This is a genomic window from Pseudonocardia sp. EC080619-01 (genome assembly GCF_001420995.1).
Taxonomy (GTDB): domain Bacteria; phylum Actinomycetota; class Actinomycetes; order Mycobacteriales; family Pseudonocardiaceae; genus Pseudonocardia.
Window position 1 is genome coordinate 5,216,769 of the sequence record NZ_CP012184.1, and the last position, 16,133, is coordinate 5,232,901.

13 protein-coding genes and 1 pseudogene are annotated in these 16,133 nt (G+C 74.8%); 10 read left to right on the forward strand and 4 right to left on the reverse strand.

All coding sequences use genetic code 11. From position 1 onward, the window contains the following. Positions 1-11 precede the first annotated feature (11 nt). Together AD017_RS24465 and AD017_RS33615 are read left to right on the forward strand one after the other, a co-directional pair. Complete coding sequence (locus AD017_RS24465; protein ID WP_010235439.1) at positions 12-1,214, forward strand: hypothetical protein; 1,203 nt, start codon at positions 12-14, stop codon at positions 1,212-1,214. A gap of 201 nt (positions 1,215-1,415) precedes the next feature. Next, a pseudogene (locus AD017_RS33615) lies at positions 1,416-1,913 on the forward strand (GDSL-type esterase/lipase family protein); the annotation flags it as partial. A 293-nt stretch (positions 1,914-2,206) separates the two neighbouring features. On the opposite strand, the gene AD017_RS24470 reads toward AD017_RS33615, so the two are convergent. Then, the gene (locus tag AD017_RS24470; protein WP_010235448.1) at positions 2,207-3,361 is read right to left on the reverse strand and encodes an aminotransferase class I/II-fold pyridoxal phosphate-dependent enzyme; all 1,155 of its coding nucleotides are present in this window, start codon (positions 3,359-3,361) and stop codon (positions 2,207-2,209) included. Beyond that, on the reverse strand, positions 3,358-3,873 hold the full coding sequence (locus AD017_RS24475; RefSeq protein ID WP_010235450.1) for an Lrp/AsnC family transcriptional regulator: 516 nt from the start codon (positions 3,871-3,873) through the stop codon (positions 3,358-3,360). Before AD017_RS24475 ends, AD017_RS24470 begins: the two co-directional genes overlap by 4 nt. 121 nt (positions 3,874-3,994) lie before the next feature. Here AD017_RS24475 and AD017_RS24480 point away from each other — a divergent pair, with 121 nt between their 5' ends. Beyond that, positions 3,995-4,372: a DUF4282 domain-containing protein gene (locus AD017_RS24480; RefSeq protein ID WP_010235453.1), complete on the forward strand. Its 378-nt coding sequence runs from the start codon at positions 3,995-3,997 to the stop codon at positions 4,370-4,372. 22 nt (positions 4,373-4,394) lie between these two features. On the opposite strand, the gene AD017_RS24485 is transcribed toward AD017_RS24480, so the two are convergent. Beyond that, entirely contained in the window at positions 4,395-4,607 is a 213-nt protein-coding gene (locus tag AD017_RS24485; protein ID WP_060575695.1) for a hypothetical protein, read from the reverse strand. Between the two features lie 174 nt (positions 4,608-4,781). On the opposite strand from AD017_RS24485, the gene AD017_RS24490 reads away from it, so the two are divergent. Both AD017_RS24490 and AD017_RS24495 read left to right on the forward strand, forming a co-directional pair. Beyond that, on the forward strand, positions 4,782-5,975 hold the full coding sequence (locus AD017_RS24490; protein ID WP_060575696.1) for a hypothetical protein: 1,194 nt from the start codon (positions 4,782-4,784) through the stop codon (positions 5,973-5,975). Positions 5,976-6,015: 40 nt separating this feature from the next. Further along, the gene (locus AD017_RS24495) at positions 6,016-7,404 is read left to right on the forward strand and encodes a replication-associated recombination protein A (RefSeq protein WP_060575697.1); all 1,389 of its coding nucleotides are present in this window, start codon (positions 6,016-6,018) and stop codon (positions 7,402-7,404) included. 19 nt (positions 7,405-7,423) lie between these two features. Here the strand turns inward: AD017_RS24495 and AD017_RS24500 are convergent, their stop codons facing one another. Continuing rightward, the gene (locus tag AD017_RS24500) at positions 7,424-8,488 is read right to left on the reverse strand and encodes a S1 family peptidase (protein WP_060575698.1); all 1,065 of its coding nucleotides are present in this window, start codon (positions 8,486-8,488) and stop codon (positions 7,424-7,426) included. A gap of 367 nt (positions 8,489-8,855) precedes the next feature. Here AD017_RS24500 and shbA point away from each other — a divergent pair, with 367 nt between their 5' ends. The 5 genes from shbA (at position 8,856) to AD017_RS24525 (ending at position 15,628) form a co-directional block, all read left to right on the forward strand. Beyond that, positions 8,856-9,581 (forward strand): RNA polymerase sigma factor ShbA, encoded by a 726-nt coding sequence (gene shbA / locus AD017_RS24505; protein WP_082538299.1) that lies wholly within the window; start codon positions 8,856-8,858, stop codon positions 9,579-9,581. Between the two features lie 516 nt (positions 9,582-10,097). Beyond that, positions 10,098-12,758, forward strand: a complete 2,661-nt coding sequence (gene alaS, locus AD017_RS24510) for an alanine--tRNA ligase (RefSeq protein WP_060575699.1) — start codon at positions 10,098-10,100, stop codon at positions 12,756-12,758. Then, the gene (gene ruvX, locus AD017_RS24515) at positions 12,755-13,183 is read left to right on the forward strand and encodes a Holliday junction resolvase RuvX (protein ID WP_010228637.1); all 429 of its coding nucleotides are present in this window, start codon (positions 12,755-12,757) and stop codon (positions 13,181-13,183) included. Before alaS ends, ruvX begins: the two co-directional genes overlap by 4 nt. 130 nt (positions 13,184-13,313) lie before the next feature. Further along, positions 13,314-14,456 (forward strand): endolytic transglycosylase MltG, encoded by a 1,143-nt coding sequence (mltG, locus tag AD017_RS24520; RefSeq protein WP_060575700.1) that lies wholly within the window; start codon positions 13,314-13,316, stop codon positions 14,454-14,456. A 119-nt stretch (positions 14,457-14,575) separates the two neighbouring features. Further along, positions 14,576-15,628, forward strand: coding sequence for a 2,3-butanediol dehydrogenase (locus AD017_RS24525; RefSeq protein ID WP_010228633.1), 1,053 nt, complete (start codon positions 14,576-14,578; stop codon positions 15,626-15,628). Positions 15,629-16,133: the final 505 nt, after the last annotated feature.

A 16,133-nucleotide genomic window follows, 5' to 3' on the forward strand; every position in this document is an offset into this window, starting at 1 on the left:
GGTTTCCGGCGATGACCGATCCGCAGGCGACCCCCGGCGCGGTCGAGGCGGTGGCCGGCGCCGCACGGCTGCTGTCCCGCCGGGCGGGGTCCGAGGTCGAGCTCTCCGAGCCGGAGGATCTCGGTGGCAGCGGCCGCTCCGTGGTGGCCCGGGCACGCATGGGGCAGAACCCGTTCTCCGACCGCCGCAGCGTCGTGATCAAGCAGTACACGTCGCGGGCCGGCGACGGCGACGCGGAGGCCGCGTCCGACCCGTTCCGCTACGAGGTCGCCTCGTGCCAGCTGTTCACCGCGCTGCCGACCGAGATCCGGCCCAGCCCGGCGATCATCGCGCACGACCCGGAGCAGCGGCTGCTCGTCCTGGAGGACCTCGGCCGCAGCATGACCCTCGCCGACAAGTTGTTCGGGCCCGACAAGGAGGCCGCCCGCAACTGCCTGCTCGGCTGGGCCCGCGGCCTCGGGCGGATGCAGGCTGCCACCGCGGGCCGCGAGGGCGACTTCGGGGCGTTGCTGCGCCGGCTGGGGGAGAAGGCGCACCGCGACCCGATCGCCGACCAGGCCCGCGCCGCGCTGGCCCGGCTGCCGCAGCTGCTCGCCGACGCGCTCGGCGTCACCGCCGGGGACACGGCGGTGCTGGAGGCACGCGGTGGGGTGCGGCTGCTCGGCGGCACCGGGTTCCGGGCGTTCAGCCCGTCCGACACCTGCCCGGACAACAACCTGGTCACCTCGCGCGGCGTGCGGTTCGTCGACTTCGAGTGGGGCTGTTTCCGCGACGTCGTGCTCGACGCCGCGTACGTCCGCATCCCGTTCCCCGGGTGCGCCAGCAGCTACGCGCTGCCGGCCGCGGTGTCCGCGCAGATGCTGGAGGCCTGGCGCGCCGAGGTCGCGCCGGTCTGGCCCGAGCTCGACGACCCCGACGTGCTGGAGTCGCGCCTCACCGACGCGCACCTGCTGTGGGTGTGGTGGTCGACCTGGATGCTGCTGCCGCGGGTACTGGAGCACGACGGCCCCATCGGCGACGACGCCGGCCGCTCACCCCGGATCTCCACGGCCCTGCGCCACTACTGGCGGGGGCTGGGTGCCGCCGCGGCGGCGACCGACCGGCGCGGCAACGCGGAGCTGGCCGGCGCCGTCGTCGAGGCGCTGGACGAGCGGTTCCCGGACGCCCCGTCCGAGCTGGCGGTGTTCCCCGCGTTCCGGACGGGCGAGCGGTAAGAGTTCGCGTGCCGGTCCGGGGCGCGTCACCGCGTGCACACCGCGGCGGTGCGCACGCGGGTGATCGTGAGGGTCGTGCGCCCGACGATCGCGTCCTCGCCCGTCGCCGATCCCGCCTCCCGACACGTACCCGCCCGCCCCGCACCCGCCCGGACCGGCGCCACCCCGCCGGGGCCCGGGCGCCCCGTCCGGCATCTCGCCGTGCTGGGCGACTCCACCGCCGTCGGGCTGGGTGATCCCCGGCCCGGCGGCGGGTGGCGCGGTTTCGGACCGCTCCTGCGCGACGCCGTGACCGATCCTGGCCGTCCCGACCCGGTGCGCCTCGACAACCACGCCCGGACCGGTGCCCGGATGGCCGCCACCCGGCACGAGCAGGTGCCCGCGGCGGCCGCCGCCCGCCCGGACGTCGTCGTCCTCTGCGCCGGGATGAACGACACCCTGCGCTCCGACTTCGACCCCGAGGAGATCCGCCGCGACTGCGCGGAGGCCCTCGACCTGCTCGGCCGGGCCGGAGCGACCGTCCTGCTGGTCCGGTTCCACGACCACACCCGGGTGTTCCGGTTGCCCGCCGTGCTGCGCAGGGCACTCACCGCCCGGATCCTCGCCCTCAACGCGGCGCTCGACGACGCCGTCGCCGCGGCCGCGCTGTCCGTCACCGTCGGGGTGCTCGACCTGGAGACGACGTCGCCGTACGACCCGGCCGCATGGAGCGTGGACCGGCTGCACCCGTCCGAGCTCGGGCACCGGCTGCTCGCCCGCGGGCTCGCCGAGCTCCTCGCGGCGGAAGGCTGGGCCGTCCCCGGCACGGTCTCGCTCGACGCCGCGGGCGGCCGGGTCGTGAGGTCGTGGGAGCGCGGGGCGTGGCTGGTCGGGAAGGGGGTGCCGTGGCTGTGCCGCCGTGGGCGCGACCTGGGGCCGGTGATGGTCCGCGGCCTGGCGGAGGGGATGCGGCGCGGGGCCCCCGCGCGTGCCCGGCCGTGCGCCCACCGGCGTCACAACCGGCCCAGGAAGCTCCCGATCCGCTCGACGGCCTGCTCCAGCTGCGGCAGCGCCGTCGCGTACGAGCAGCGGATGTGTCCCTCTCCGGAGGGACCGAACACGGTCCCCGGGACGACGGCGACCGACTCCTCGCGCAGCAGCCGCTCCGCGAACGTCTCGGCATCCAGCCCGGACGCGCGGATCGACGGGAAGGCGTAGAACGCGCCGGCCGGTTCCGGGCACTCCAGCCCGGCCTCCCGCAGGCCCTTCACGAACACCCGGCGACGGCGGTCGTAGTCGGCCACCATCTCGGCGACGTCGCCCTCGGCATTGGTCAGCGCCTCGACGGCCGCCACCTGCGACACGTGCGGCGCGCACAGCATCGTGTACTGGTGCACCCGCAGGCACAGCTCGGCGATCGCGCGCGGCGCGGCCAGCCAGCCGACCCGCCACCCGGTCATCGCCTGGGCCTTCGAGAAACCGCCCAGCACCACCGTCCGCTCCCGGGCGCCCGGCACCGCACCGAGGCAGGTGTGCGCCCCGGTGTAGGTCAGCCGGTCGTAGATCTCGTCGGAGAGCAGGTAGAGGTCGTGCCGCTCGGCGAGCGCGACGAGCGCGCGCAGCACCTCGGGTGACTGCACCGCTCCGGTCGGGTTGGCCGGCGAGCCGATCAGGATCGCCTTCGTCCGCGGCGTGACGGCGGCCTCGACGGCGGCGACGTCGATCGCGAACCCGTCCTCGGCCCGCGTCGGCACCCCCACCGGCGTCCCACCGGCGAACGACACGCACGGCTGGTAGGCCACGTAGCAGGGCTCCGGGACGATGACCTCCTCGCCCGGGTTGAGGATCACCCGGAACGCCAGGTCGAGGCCCTCGGAGACGCCGGTGGTGACCAGGCACTCGGTGGCCGGGTCGTAGTGGGCGTCGTAGCGCGACGCCAGGTCGGCGCAGATCAGCTCGCGCAGCCGCGGGAGCCCGGCGTTGCCGGTGTAGGTGGTGTAGCCGTGCTCCAGGGCGTAGATGCCGGCCTCGCGGATCCGCCACGGCGTCACGAAGTCGGGTTCGCCGACGCCGAGCGAGATGACGTCGTCCATCTCCGCGGCGATGTCGAAGAACCGGCGGATCCCGGACGGCGGGATCGCGGTGATCGTCTCGTTCAGCGGCTTCACGGGGTCACCGGGAGCCGGTGGTCCGGCTCGGGCTCGGCGAACGTGTCGCCGTCGCGCTTGTGCGTGGCCAGGACGAAGTGGGTCGCGGTCGACCGGACGCGGTCGATCGTCGACAGCTTCTGGGAGACGAAGTCGCTCACCGCGCGGATGTCCGGGCCGACGACCGTGCACCGCAGGTCGTGCCCGCCGGAGACGAGGAAGCAGTCGCGGACCTCGTCGAACCGGGAGATCCGGGCGGCGACGTCGTCGAACCCGACACCGCGGGCGGGCGCCACGCCGACGTCGATGAACGCCGTGACCTGCGCGCCGGACCGGCCGGCTCCCTCGAGGGCGGCGGTGCCGTCCTCGTACCGGGCCCAGTCGACGACCGCCTTGTGCCGGCGGATCACGCCGGTGCGCTCCCACTCGGCGATCCGGGCGTCGACCTCGGAGACGGGCAGGCCGACCATGGTCGCGACGGTGTCGTGGCTCAGCGACGCGTCGCGTTCGAGCAACTCGAGGATCTCGCGCACGGCCGTGACCCTACGACGGCGGGGCCGCGGTCCGCCGGGCGGCGCCGCGGGGCCGTGGCGCGCCCCTGATCAGGCGACACCGGGGGTGCCGGCACGCACATGCGGCATAGCGTGCGGCCCCATGACGCAGACACCGCCACCCGGTGGACCTTCCGACCCGTACGCCGGCGGCGCCTACCCCGGTGGTTCCACGCCGCCGCCCGCCCCGCCCTCCAACCCGCTGGCGGCGCTGTTCGACTTCGGGTTCAACCAGTTCGTGACGCCGCACATCGTCAAGTTCGCCTACATCCTGCTGACCGTGGTGCTGGCCGTCGGCTACGTCGTCGTCGTGGTCGGCGCGTTCCTCCGGGGCGGCCTGTTCGGCGGCCTGCTCGCGCTGATCGGCGGAGCCGTCGCGGCGCTGGTCTACCTGATCCTGATCCGCGTGACGCTGGAGTTCTACTACGCCGTGGTGCGGATGTCGGAGGACATCCACCACCGGATGCCGAACCGGTCCTGAACCGGTTCTGAACCGGGCCTGCTCAGGCCGCCCGCTGGAGGCGCCCCGGTCCGGTCCGGTCGGTCCGGGCCGGGTCGAGCAGGCCCGTCTCCAGGTCGAACAGGTGGGTCCGGGTGCAGGGGCCGCAGACGAAGACGACGCCGTGCGGGCCGTGGTGGCTGCTCCACGCCAGGCCACGGGCGTCGGCCGTGGTGCGGGGGCGTGAGCAGAGCGGGCAACCGTGGATCGTGTCCATGCCCCGTGAGGGTGCACCGGCACTGTTGCCGGGCGGTGACTCCGCGCGTCGCCGGCGTTGCGTTCCGGCGACGATCCGGGGTCCCGGCCGATCATGCGGCGCCGGTCACGAAATCGGGGGCGGCGGGGCGCAGGCGCACCCCGTCGTCGGCGGTCGGGACTAGTGTCCGCGCGCATGAGCGACGAACCGCCGGAGGGTGGTGCGGCCCGGTCGGGCCACGGGGGGCCGGAGAGCGACGCGCCCGGGACGCAGCCGGGGCAGCAGCCGTACGGGACGCCGTACCCGCAGCAGCCCGCCGGCGGGTACGGGCAGGTGCACGGGCACCCGCCGTACGGCCACCAGGAGTACCCGGCCGGCCGGGAGTACGGCGGCGATCCCCACCACGGGGCCGGTCCGCGGTACGGAGCCACGCCGCCGTACGGCGCGGGCCCGCAGTACGGGGGCGGGCCCGCCCCGTACGGAGCTGCTCCTTACGGCGCGGGGCAGTACGGCGCCGGGCAGTACGGCACGCCGTACCCGCCGCCCCACGGCGCGTACCCCGGCCGGCCCGGCCCGCCCGGCGGCACCTCGCCGGACCCGCTCGTCCCGTTCTCGCTGGGCGACTGGTTCGGGAAGGTGATCGCCACCGTGCAGCGGTCGTGGAAGCCCCTGCTGGTCGTCCAGGCGCTGATCCTGGTGCCGGCCCTGCTGCTGCAGGTCGTGCTGGTGGTCTCCGGGATCGGGGGCGGGTTCGTCCTGCCCGGGCGCGGGGCGCTGGCCGGGACGGCCGTGCTCGTCCTGCTGTTCGGGATCCTCTCGGTCGCGGTGAGCGCGCTCGGGGCGATGGCGGCCGTGTTCGTCACGGTCCGCGACGCGGCACGGCGGCCCTACACCCGCGACCAGGTGATCGCGTTCGTGCGGAACCGGGCCGTGCCCGCGATCGGCTGGACCGCCGCGGCCGCCGCGGCGGCAGGGGCAGCCGTCGCGGTGCTCGTGCTCGCGTTCGGCCCGTTCCTCGCGGTCCTGCCGATCCTCGCCGGCGCGCTCTACGCGGGCACCGTGCTCACCGCGCTGCCCGGCGTCGTCGGCGTCGAGCGGGGCGGGATCGGGCGGGTCGTCACCCTGGTCCACCGCCGGTTCTTCCCGACGCTCGGCCGGTTCGCGCTGTTCGGGCTCGCCGCCTGCGTCGCCGGCTTCGTGATCGGCCTGGTCGGAGCGGCCGTCGGCGTCGTGAGCCCGCTGGCCGGGGCGCTGGTGAACCTCGTGCTGGCGCTGCCGATCGGTGTCGTGGGCACGGCGGTCGTCGTGGTGCTCTACGCGGAGAACCGGTTCCACGAGGACCACGCCGTGCACACGCCGGTCCTGGCCGACGAGATCGACCGACCCTGACGCGGGTCCGGCCCCGCCGGATTTGGCAGGCTGGGCGGCGATGAGCACCGACGGCCTGTTCGACATCGACCCCTCCCCGGGGGACACCCCCGGGGAGGGGGACGGGTCCGCGCCCCGCCCGGACGCCCCGCTGGCCGCGCGGATGCGCCCGCGCAGCCTCGACGAGGTCGTCGGGCAGTCCGAGCTCCTCGAGCCGGGCGCGCCGCTGCGCCGGCTGCTCGAGGGTGGCGCGGCGGCGTCGGTGCTGCTCTACGGGCCACCCGGGACGGGGAAGACGACGCTCGCCCGGCTGATGGCCGGCGCGGGCGGCGCGGAGCGGCACTTCGTCGCCCTGTCCGCGCTGTCCGCCGGGGTGAAGGAGCTGCGCGCCGTCATCGAGGAGGCACGCCGCCGCCGTGACCGCAGCGGCACGTCGACGGTGCTGTTCATCGACGAGGTCCACCGGTTCTCCCGCACCCAGCAGGACGCGCTGCTCGGCGCCGTCGAGGACCGGCTCGTCCTCCTGGTCGCGGCCACCACCGAGAACCCGTCGTTCTCGGTCGTCTCGCCGCTGCTGTCCCGCTCGCTGGTCCTGCAACTGCAGTCGCTGGGGGAGGACGACGTCCGCGCACTGCTGCGCCGTGCCGTCGCGTCCGAGCGCGGTCTCGCCGGGACGGTCACCCTCGCCGCCGACGGCGAGGACGCGCTGATCCGGCTCTCCGCCGGCGACGGCCGCCGGGCCCTGACGGCGCTGGAGGCGGCCGCCGACGGTGTCCTCGGCGCGGGTGCCGCAGCCGGGGACGGGCCGCCGGTCGTCGACCTCGACGCCGTCGAGCGGGCCGTCACCGAGGTCGCCGTCCGCTACGACCGGGCGGGCGACCAGCACTACGACGTCATCAGCGCCTTCATCAAGTCGATCCGCGGCTCCGATCCGGACGCCGCGCTGCACTACCTCGCCCGCATGATCGTCGCGGGGGAGGACGCCCGGTTCATCGCGCGGCGGCTGATGGTCCACGCGTCCGAGGACATCGGCCTCGCCGACCCGACCGCGCTGCCGGCCGCGACGGCCGCCGCCCAGGTCGTGCAGCTCGTCGGCATGCCGGAGGCGCGGATCGCGCTCGCCCAGGTCACGGTGCATCTCGCGACCGCGCCGAAGTCGAACGCGGTGATCACCGCGATCGACGCGGCGATGGCCGACGTGAGGTCCGGCAAGGTCGGCGGCGTGCCCCCGCACCTGCGCGACGGGCACTACGCGGGGGCGCAGAAGCTCGGCAACGCCGTCGGCTACCGGTACCCGCACGACGACCCGGACGGGGTGCTGCGCCAGCAGTACCCGCCGGACGACGTCGTCGGGACGGACTACTACGCGCCGTCCGGCCGCGGGTTCGAGCGCACGCTCGCCGAGCGGGTCCCGAAGCTGCGCCGGGTCGTGCGGGGCGAGCGGGGCTGAACGGCCCCGGCCCGCCTGCTCAGCCGGTCGTGAGCGTCAGGCCGAGCGCGCTCGTCGCGGTGCCGATCGGGGTGAAGTAGCTCGTGCAGTTGTCCGAGCCGCCCGCGCCGGTGTGCACGCCCTGGGCCTGCCCGCTCGACGTGATGTAGGGGGCGCCGGAGTCGCCCTCCTGCGCGCAGGCGCCGACGGCGGTGAGGCCGGACTGCTGCTGGCCGTCGAAGTTGACCGTCATGTCGGTGCGCTCGACGCTGCCGCAGGAGCGGCCGCTGGTCGAGCCGTAGAGGCACACCGTCGAGCCGACCGGGGCCGCGCTCGTGCCCGCCACCCGGGTGCCGGAGACGGTCGGCGAGGCGCTGCCCTCGGCGACCGGGATCGCGCCGACGTCGACGGCGCCGCCCGCCGACCGGGCGCCCGTCCCGATCGTGCTCTGCTCCGAGTCGTACCAGGTCGAGGAGCCGCGGGTGCAGTGCCCGGCGGTGAGCACCCAGTCGTCGCCGGACGAGTCCGACGCCGCGAAGCCCGCGGTGCAGCGCCGGCTGCCGTCGGTGATCGTGTCGCCGCCCGCCACGGCGGCCTGCTGCCGCGGGCCCGCCGGCACCCGCTCCACCCGCACCGCCGACGGGTCCAGTCCCGCGGTCAGGGCACCGGCGAGTGCGTCCGCCCCGGCGCCGTCGACGACCTCGAGCACGACCTGCTCGGTACGTGGGTCGATCCCGTACGACGCGAGCCCGGCCGGCATCGCCGTCGCGGTGCGGGCCGCGAGCTCGCCCAGCACGGCACCCGGGTCGCGCCGGGGCTCGTCCCGGACGACCGGGGTGGCGCCGAGGCGTGTCAGCACGGGCGCGAGTGCCGGGTCCCAGGTGCCGACCATCAGCCGGCCGTCCTCGAACCAGCTCCCCGCCAGCGACGTCCCCGCGGCCTCACCCACCGCCGGCAGCAGGCCGGCGGCGGCGTCCTCGGTCAGGATCGGGAGATCGACCGGCAGCGTCGGGGCGGCCGTGGCGGGGACGGCGACACCGAGCCCGATCGCGGCGGTCCCGGCGAGGGCGGCGAGGAGCAGTCGGTGCGGGCGGCGCAGGGGCACTGAGGGTCCTTCGGGCAGTGATCGGGCCGTGACACCCGGCTCAACGATGCTGCTCCACGCGGGTCACGCTTCGCTACGCCATCAGATCTGATGACGCCCGAACGGCGCTTCCCGCCCCGCTCGATTGCCTCGTAGGGACCAACGCCCGTACCGCGTGTCGTCGTATACCGCAAATTGAGCATGTTGATTGACCCCGAACGGGTGCCTGGCCAGGGTTGATCGCAGACCGGGGCGCGGCCGAGCGGAGTCGCCGGAGAGCCGACGACCCCGGTGACGACCACCGAGCGTGCCGAGGACCCGGGGGAGGGTCCCGCGGCGGTGCGGCGACGGGGTGCGGGGGCGCCGCACGGAAGGAGCGCTGGGCACGATGCACGAGGGAACCGCGGTGATCGATCCGCCCGTCGAGGACGACACCGTCGAGGAGCGGCCCACGGATCCGGTCGAGCGCACCACGGGCGCCGGGCCCGACCTCCTCCCACCCGAGCTCCTCCGGGCCGCGGTCGCCGGCGAGCCCGCGGCGGTCGCGCTGCTGCTGTCGAAGGTCCAGCCGCAGGTCGAGAGGTTCTGCCGGGCCCGGCTCGGCCGCCGGGAGACGACCCTGGGCTCGGCCGACGACGTCGCGCAGGACGTGTGCATGGCCGTCCTCGCCGTCCTCCCGGAGTACCGGCTGTCCGGCATGTCGTTCCGCGCGTTCGTCTTCGGCATCGCCCGGCACAAGATCGCCGACGCGTTCCGGGCGATGGCCCGCAACCGCTGCGACGCCGTCGAGGAGATCCCCGAGCGGATCAGCCGCGACGACGACCCCGAGCAGGTCGTGCTCGACGCCGAGCGCAACGAGCGGCTCGGTGACCTGCTCGACATCCTCGGATCGCGCCAGGTCGAGATCCTCACGCTGCGGATCGCCGTCGGGATGACAGCGGAGGAGACCGCCCAGGCGCTCGGCTCGACCCCGGGCGCGGTGCGGGTGGCCCAGCACCGGGCGCTGCAGCGGCTGCGCCGCGAGCTCGAGGGCCGTGCCGCGCGCCGGGCCCCGAGCGGGAGAGCGAGCGGGTGGCCGGCGCGCCGGGGCCGCGCCCCGTGCGCCCGCCGGTGACCGTGCCGCACCCGGCCCCGGGTGCGATCCCCGCCCCGCGCCGTCCGGTCGTCGTGGCCGACGGCCCGGAGCTGCGCGTCGCCGTCTGAGCCCACCACGTGGGGCGGCGAGAGAACGGCGGACCGGCCGGACCGGTCACCGGTCACACCCCCGGACCGGTGACCACGGCACGGGCCGCAACCGGCCGGTGCCGGAGTGCTCGGGCGCACTCCGGCGCCGGCCGACCCCGTTCCCGGCTCCCCGGCACCGTCGTCGACCGGCGGAAACCCTCTCGCACACGGGGAGTAGCCTGGCCGGTGACCGCGTGTCGAGGGGAGGGTGCCGCGTGAGCAGGACCGGCGTGCCCTTCCCCGTGCCGCGCGAACCGTTCCGGGACCGAGCGCCCGGCGCGGGTGCCTGAGGCCCCGCGTCACCCGAGCCTCCCCGGCGCGCCCGCGCCGGGCCGCCGTACGGTGTCCCCGCGCAGCGTCGCCGCTGCGCACCGCCGTCGCCGTACCCGTCACGAGAGACCTTCCGGTGCAGACCCACGAGATCGTCCGCCGTTTCACCGCCCACTTCGAGCGGAACGGGCACACGCCCGTGCCCAGCGCCTCGCTGATCCTCGAGGATCCGCAGCTGTTGTTCGTCAATGCGGGCATGGTGCAGTTCAAGCCGTACTTCCTCGGTGACGTACCGGCGCCGTACCCGCGCGCCACGTCGATCCAGAAGTGCGTCCGCACCCCGGACATCGACGAGGTCGGCAAGACGACCCGGCACACCACCTTCTTCCAGATGGCGGGCAACTTCTCGTTCGGCGACTACTTCAAGCGCGGCGCGATCGAGTTCGCCTGGTCGCTGATCACGAACAGCCAGGACGAAGGCGGCTACGGCTTCGGCCCGGAGCGGATCTGGGTCACCGTCTACAACGACGACGACGAGGCCATCGCGCTCTGGAAGGACATCGCGGGGCTCCCGGAGCAGCGGATCCAGCGCCGCGGCGGGGACGACAACTACTGGGACATGGGCGTGCCCGGTCCCGGCGGCCCGTGCTCGGAGATCTACTACGACCGGGGCCCCGAGTTCGGCGCCGAGGGTGGCCCGGAGGCCGACGAGGACCGCTACCTCGAGATCTGGAACCTCGTCTTCATGCAGGACGAGCGCGGCGAGCTGTCCCCGAAGAAGGGGCACCCGCCGATCGGGACGCTGCCGCACAAGAACATCGACACCGGCATGGGCGTCGAGCGCGTGGCCTTCCTGCTGCAGGAGGTCAACAACGTCTACGAGACCGACCTCGTCCGGCCGGTGATCGCCAAGGCCGAGGAGCTGTCCGGCAGGCGGTACGGGCGGAACGAGGAGGACGACGTCCGGTTCCGGGTCATCGCCGACCACGCCCGGTCGTCCATGATGATCGTCGGCGACGGCGTCACCCCCGGCAACGAGGGCCGCGGCTACGTGCTGCGCCGGCTGCTGCGCCGCATCGTGCGCTCGGCCCGGCTGCTCGGCGTGACCGGGCCGTGCCTGGGCGAGTTCGCCGCCGTCGTCCGGGACACCATGTCCCCGACCTACCCCGAGCTCGCCACCGACTTCGAGCGGATCTCCGCCGTGATCCGGGCGGAGGAGGACACCTTCCGGGCCACCCTCACCGCCGGCGAGAAGACCTTCGAGGGGGCCGTCGCCGAGGCCCGCTCCACCGGCCGCACCACGCTGCCCGGTGACCAGGCGTTCCAGCTGCACGACACCTACGGCTTCCCGATCGACCTGACCCTGGAGATGGCCGACGAGGCCGGGCTCGCGGTGGACCGGGAGCGGTTCACCGCGCTGATGGACGAGCAGCGGTCCCGCGCCAAGGCCGACGCCGCCGGCCGGAAGGTCGGCTTCGTCGACGCCTCGGTGTACCGGGCCGTCCTCGACACCCACGGAGCGACCGACTTCCTCGGCTACCAGTCGCTGAACTCCGAGTCCCGGATCGTCGGCCTGCTCCGCGACGGGCAGACCGTGCCCGCCGCCGAGCAGGGCGACCAGGTCGAGGTCCTGCTGGACCGCACCCCGTTCTACGCGGAGGCCGGCGGCCAGCAGGCCGACACCGGTGTGCTCCGGGGCGGCTCGTTCGAGATCCGGGTGGACGACGTCCAGTCCCCGGTCGCCGGGCTGCGGGTGCACCGCGGCGTCGTCACCGCCGGGACCGTCACCCTCGACGCCGAGATCGTCGCCGAGGTCGACCCGGCCCGCCGGTCCGCGATCTCCCGCGCGCACACCGCCACCCACCTCGTGCACGCCGGTGTCCGCGGTGCGCTGGGCAGCTCGGCCGCGCAGGCCGGTTCGCTCAACGCCCCGGGCCGCCTGCGGTTCGACTTCACCTCGCCGACCGGTGCCGTCGACCCGGCCGCGCTGGTGGAGATCGAGGAGGAGGTGAACTCGGTCCTGCAGCAGGACCGGGAGATCCAGACCTACGAGACGTCGATGGACTCCGCGCGCAAGCTCGGCGCCATGATGCTGTTCGGCGAGAAGTACGGCGACCGGGTCCGCGTGGTCGACATGGGCGACTACTCGCGCGAGCTGTGCGGGGGCACGCACGTGCGCCGCACCGGCGAGCTTGGCCTGGTCCGGGTGCTGTCCGAGGCCTCCATCGGGTCCGGCGTCCGCCGCGTCGAGGCGCTGGTCGGGCTCGACGCCTTCCAGCACGCGACCACCGAGCACCTGCTGGTCAATCAGCTCGCCGAGCAGCTCAAGGCCCGCCCCGAGGAGCTCCCGGACCGGATCCAGGGCCTGGTGGAGCGCCTGCGCACCGCCGAGCGGGACCTGGAGAAGCACCGCGCCGACGCCGTCCTCGCCTCGGCGGGGAGCCTGGCCGACGCGGCCGAGGACCTCGACGGGACCGCGCTCGTCGCCGTCACCGCCCCGGACGGGGTGGCGGGCAACGACCTGCGGACCCTCGCCGCCGACGTCCGCGGCAAGCTCGGGGACCGGCCCGGTGTGGTCGCCCTGTTCGCCGTCGCCGACGGCAAGGTCTCGTTCGTCGTCGCCACCACGAAGGCCGCCCGGGACAACGGCGTGGCCGCCGGGAAGCTCATCCCGGAGTTCGCCGCGGCCGTCGGCGGGCGCGGGGGCGGCAAGCCCGACCTGGCCCAGGGCGGTGGCACCGACCCGGCCGGGATCGACGCCGCCATCCAGAAGCTGCGTTCCGCCCTGCGCGCGTGACCCGGACGCGGGGCCGGCGGCTCGGCGTCGACGTGGGCGCCGTCCGCGTCGGGGTCGCGATGTGCGATCCCGACGGGATCCTCGCCACACCGGTGGAGACCGTCCCGCGGGACGCCGAGCACGGGGCCGACGTCCGCCGGATCGCCGAGCTGGTGGCCGAGCACGACGTCGTCGGCGTCGTGCTCGGCCTGCCCCGCAACCTGCGGGGCGAGGACGGCCCGGCCGCGCGCGCGGCGCGGGAGTTCGCCGACGCGCTGCAGGCCGGGCTCGACGTGCCGGTGGAGCTGACCGACGAGCGGATGACGACCGTGGTCGCCGCCCGGCAGCTCTCCGGACGGGGGGTGAAGGGGCGCAAGCAGCGTTCCGTCGTCGACCAGGCCGCCGCGGTGCAGATCCTGCAGGGCTGGCTCGACCAGCACCGTTGACGGTTGCGCGGGCACATGATCGACACCGCCGGGCGGGTGCCCGTCCGGGCAGCGTGGCGGTTACCCTCGGGCACGTGACCGGCGCCGGCGAGAACGACGTGAACCGACGGTCCCGGGCACGGGACCGGGTGTGAGCGCACCGGTGACCACCCCGCCCGTCCGGCACCGGCCGACGCCGTCGGACTTCCGCAGGCGGCGGCTCGCACTGCTCGCCTCGGCCCTCCTGGCGGGCGCCGTGCTCGTCGCCGGGTCCCTCTACCTGCTCGGGCCGGACGACTACGCCGGCGGTGGCAGCGGGTCGGTCGTCGTCCGGGTGGAGGCGGGCGACTCGACCAGCGCCATCGGCGAGTCCCTCGCCGAGCAGGACGTCGTCCGGTCGCGGGCGGCGTTCGTCTCCGCCGCCTCCGACGAACCGGCCGTCCAGCGGGTCCAGCCCGGCTACTACGAGCTGAGGTCCCAGATGTCGGGCGGTGCCGCGGCGGAGGCGCTCGTCGACCCGGACCGCCGGGTCGGCTTCATGGACGTCAAGGGCGGGGTGCAGCTCGACGACACCCGTGCCCCGAACGGCGCGGTGAGCCCGGGCGTCCTCTCCCAGATCTCGCAAGCGACCTGTCTCGGTGCGGCCGACGGCGAGGCCACCTGCACCGGGGTCGACGAGCTGCGCGCCGCCATGGCGTCGGCCGACCCGGAGGCGATCGGCGTCCCGGACTGGGCGCACGACGGTTTCCGCGCCGCCGCCCCGGAGCGCCGGATGGAGGGCCTCGTCGCACCGGGCCCCTACGACATCGACCCGCGGGGCAGCCCCGAGGACGTGCTGCGGGAGGTCCTCGCGATCTCCGGGCAGCGGCTCGACGAGGGCGGCCTGACCGGGGAGGACGCCTACCGCACCCTGGTCCTCGCCTCGATCGTCGAGAAGGAGGCGCTCGCCCCGGACATGCCGAAGGTGGCCCGGGTGATCGAGAACCGGCTCGGGGTGAACCAGCGGCTGGAGATGGACTCCACGGTCAACTACCCGCTGGACGTGCAGGCGCTGCGGACCACGTCCGAGGCCCGCGGGACGCCGGGCCCCTACAACACCTACCTCAACACCGGGCTGCCGCCGACGCCCGTCGCGTCGGTGTCGACGACGGCCCTGCGCGCCGCGGAGGCCCCCGAGGCCGGGCAGTGGCTGTTCTTCGTCCGGTGCACCACCGAGGGCACGTCCTGCTTCGCCGTCACCTACGACGAGCACCGCGGCAACGTCGCGCGGGCCCAGGCGGCCGGGGCGTTCTGACCCCGTCCTGAGCCCGACAGGTCGCGGGATGCGCATGCAACCCTCGCCCAACCCGTGACCGGGACCCTCGGGGGTTGGTAGACCCGTCGGCGACAGAGTCGTCGGCGAAGGGAACAGCCATGCGTGCGGTCGTCTACCGGGGCCCCGGACAGCTCGACATCACCGACGTGCCCGAGGCACCCGTCGGCGCCGGGGAGGTGCGGCTGAAGGTCGGGTTCAACGGCATCTGCGGTTCCGACCTGCACGAGTACTACGCCGGCCCCATCTTCATCCCGAACGGCGAGAAGCACCCGCTGACCGGCCGCGAGCTGCCGCTGACCCTGGGCCACGAGTTCTCCGGCACCGTCGTCGAGGTCGGGTCCGGGGTCGACGGCGTCGAGACCGGCGACCGGGTCGCGGTGATGCCGCTCTACACCTGCGGGACCTGCGCGCGGTGCAGCGAGGGCCGCTACAACGTCTGCGCGACGATCGGCTTCCACGGCCTGATGGCCGACGGCGGCATGGCCGAGTCGACCGTCGTCCCGGCGCACATGCTGCACAAGCTCCCCGACGACGTGTCACTGGAGATGGGCGCCCTCGTCGAGCCGATGGCGGTGGCCTACCACGCGGCGAAGCTCGGCGACGTGCAGCCGGGCGCGACCGCACTGGTGTTCGGCGCGGGCCCGATCGGGATCGGGCTGTGGTTCGCGCTGCGCGGGACGGGCGTCGACAACGTCCGGGTGGTCGAGCCGTCGCCGACCCGCAGGCAGGCGATCGAGCGGCTCGGCGCCGACACCCTCGACCCGACCGCCGTGGACGTGCCTGCGGTCGTCGCCGACCTGACGAACGGGCGGGGCGCCGACGCCTGCTACGACGCCGCCGGCGTGGCCCCCGCCGTCGCGACCGCCCTCGACTCCCTGGGCGCGGGACGGCCGATGGTCAGCGTCGCGATCTACGAGACGCCGCTGGTGACGCCGCTGCTCAACCTCGTGCTGGGCGAGTCCCGGATCCAGGGCTCGCTCTGCTACACCCACGAGGACTACCGCGCCGTCATCGAGCTCATGGCGAACGGGCACTACGACACGACCGGCTGGATGGAGAAGATCGCCATGGCCGACGTCGTGGAGGAGGGGTTCGAGGCCCTCCACGCCGGCCGGAAGATGAAGGTCCTGGTCGACCCCTCCGTGGCCTGACCCCGCCGCTCCGTCACCACCCCGCTCCGTCACCCACCCCGGCCGCCCAGGGACGCTCACGAATTCGGCGAACGCTCACCGGATCCGGTGAGCGGGCGCGGATCTCGTGAGCGACCTCGGGTTCCGTGAGCGCCTGGGCCGGGCCCCGGTCCAGCCGTGGGTGGTCGGCGGACTCGCTCACCCGGTGGCGCGGGCCGGGGAACGAGGACGCTCACCGATTGCGGTGGTGCTCGCCGGATCGGGTGAGCGGGCTCGGGTCTGGTGAGCGGGCTCGGGTTCCGTGAGCGCCTGGCCCGGGCGCCGGTCCGGCCCGGCCGTGGGTGGTCGGCGGATTCGTTCCCCCCGCTGGCACGGACCTCGGGGCGAGGACGCTCACCGATTGCGGTGGTGCTTGCCGGATCGGGTGAGCGGGCTCGGGTCTGGTGAGCGGGCTCGGATTCCGTGAGCGCTCGGCCTGGTGCCCGGGCCCTGGCTCGGCCGTGAGAGTGGTCGGCGGACTCGCTCA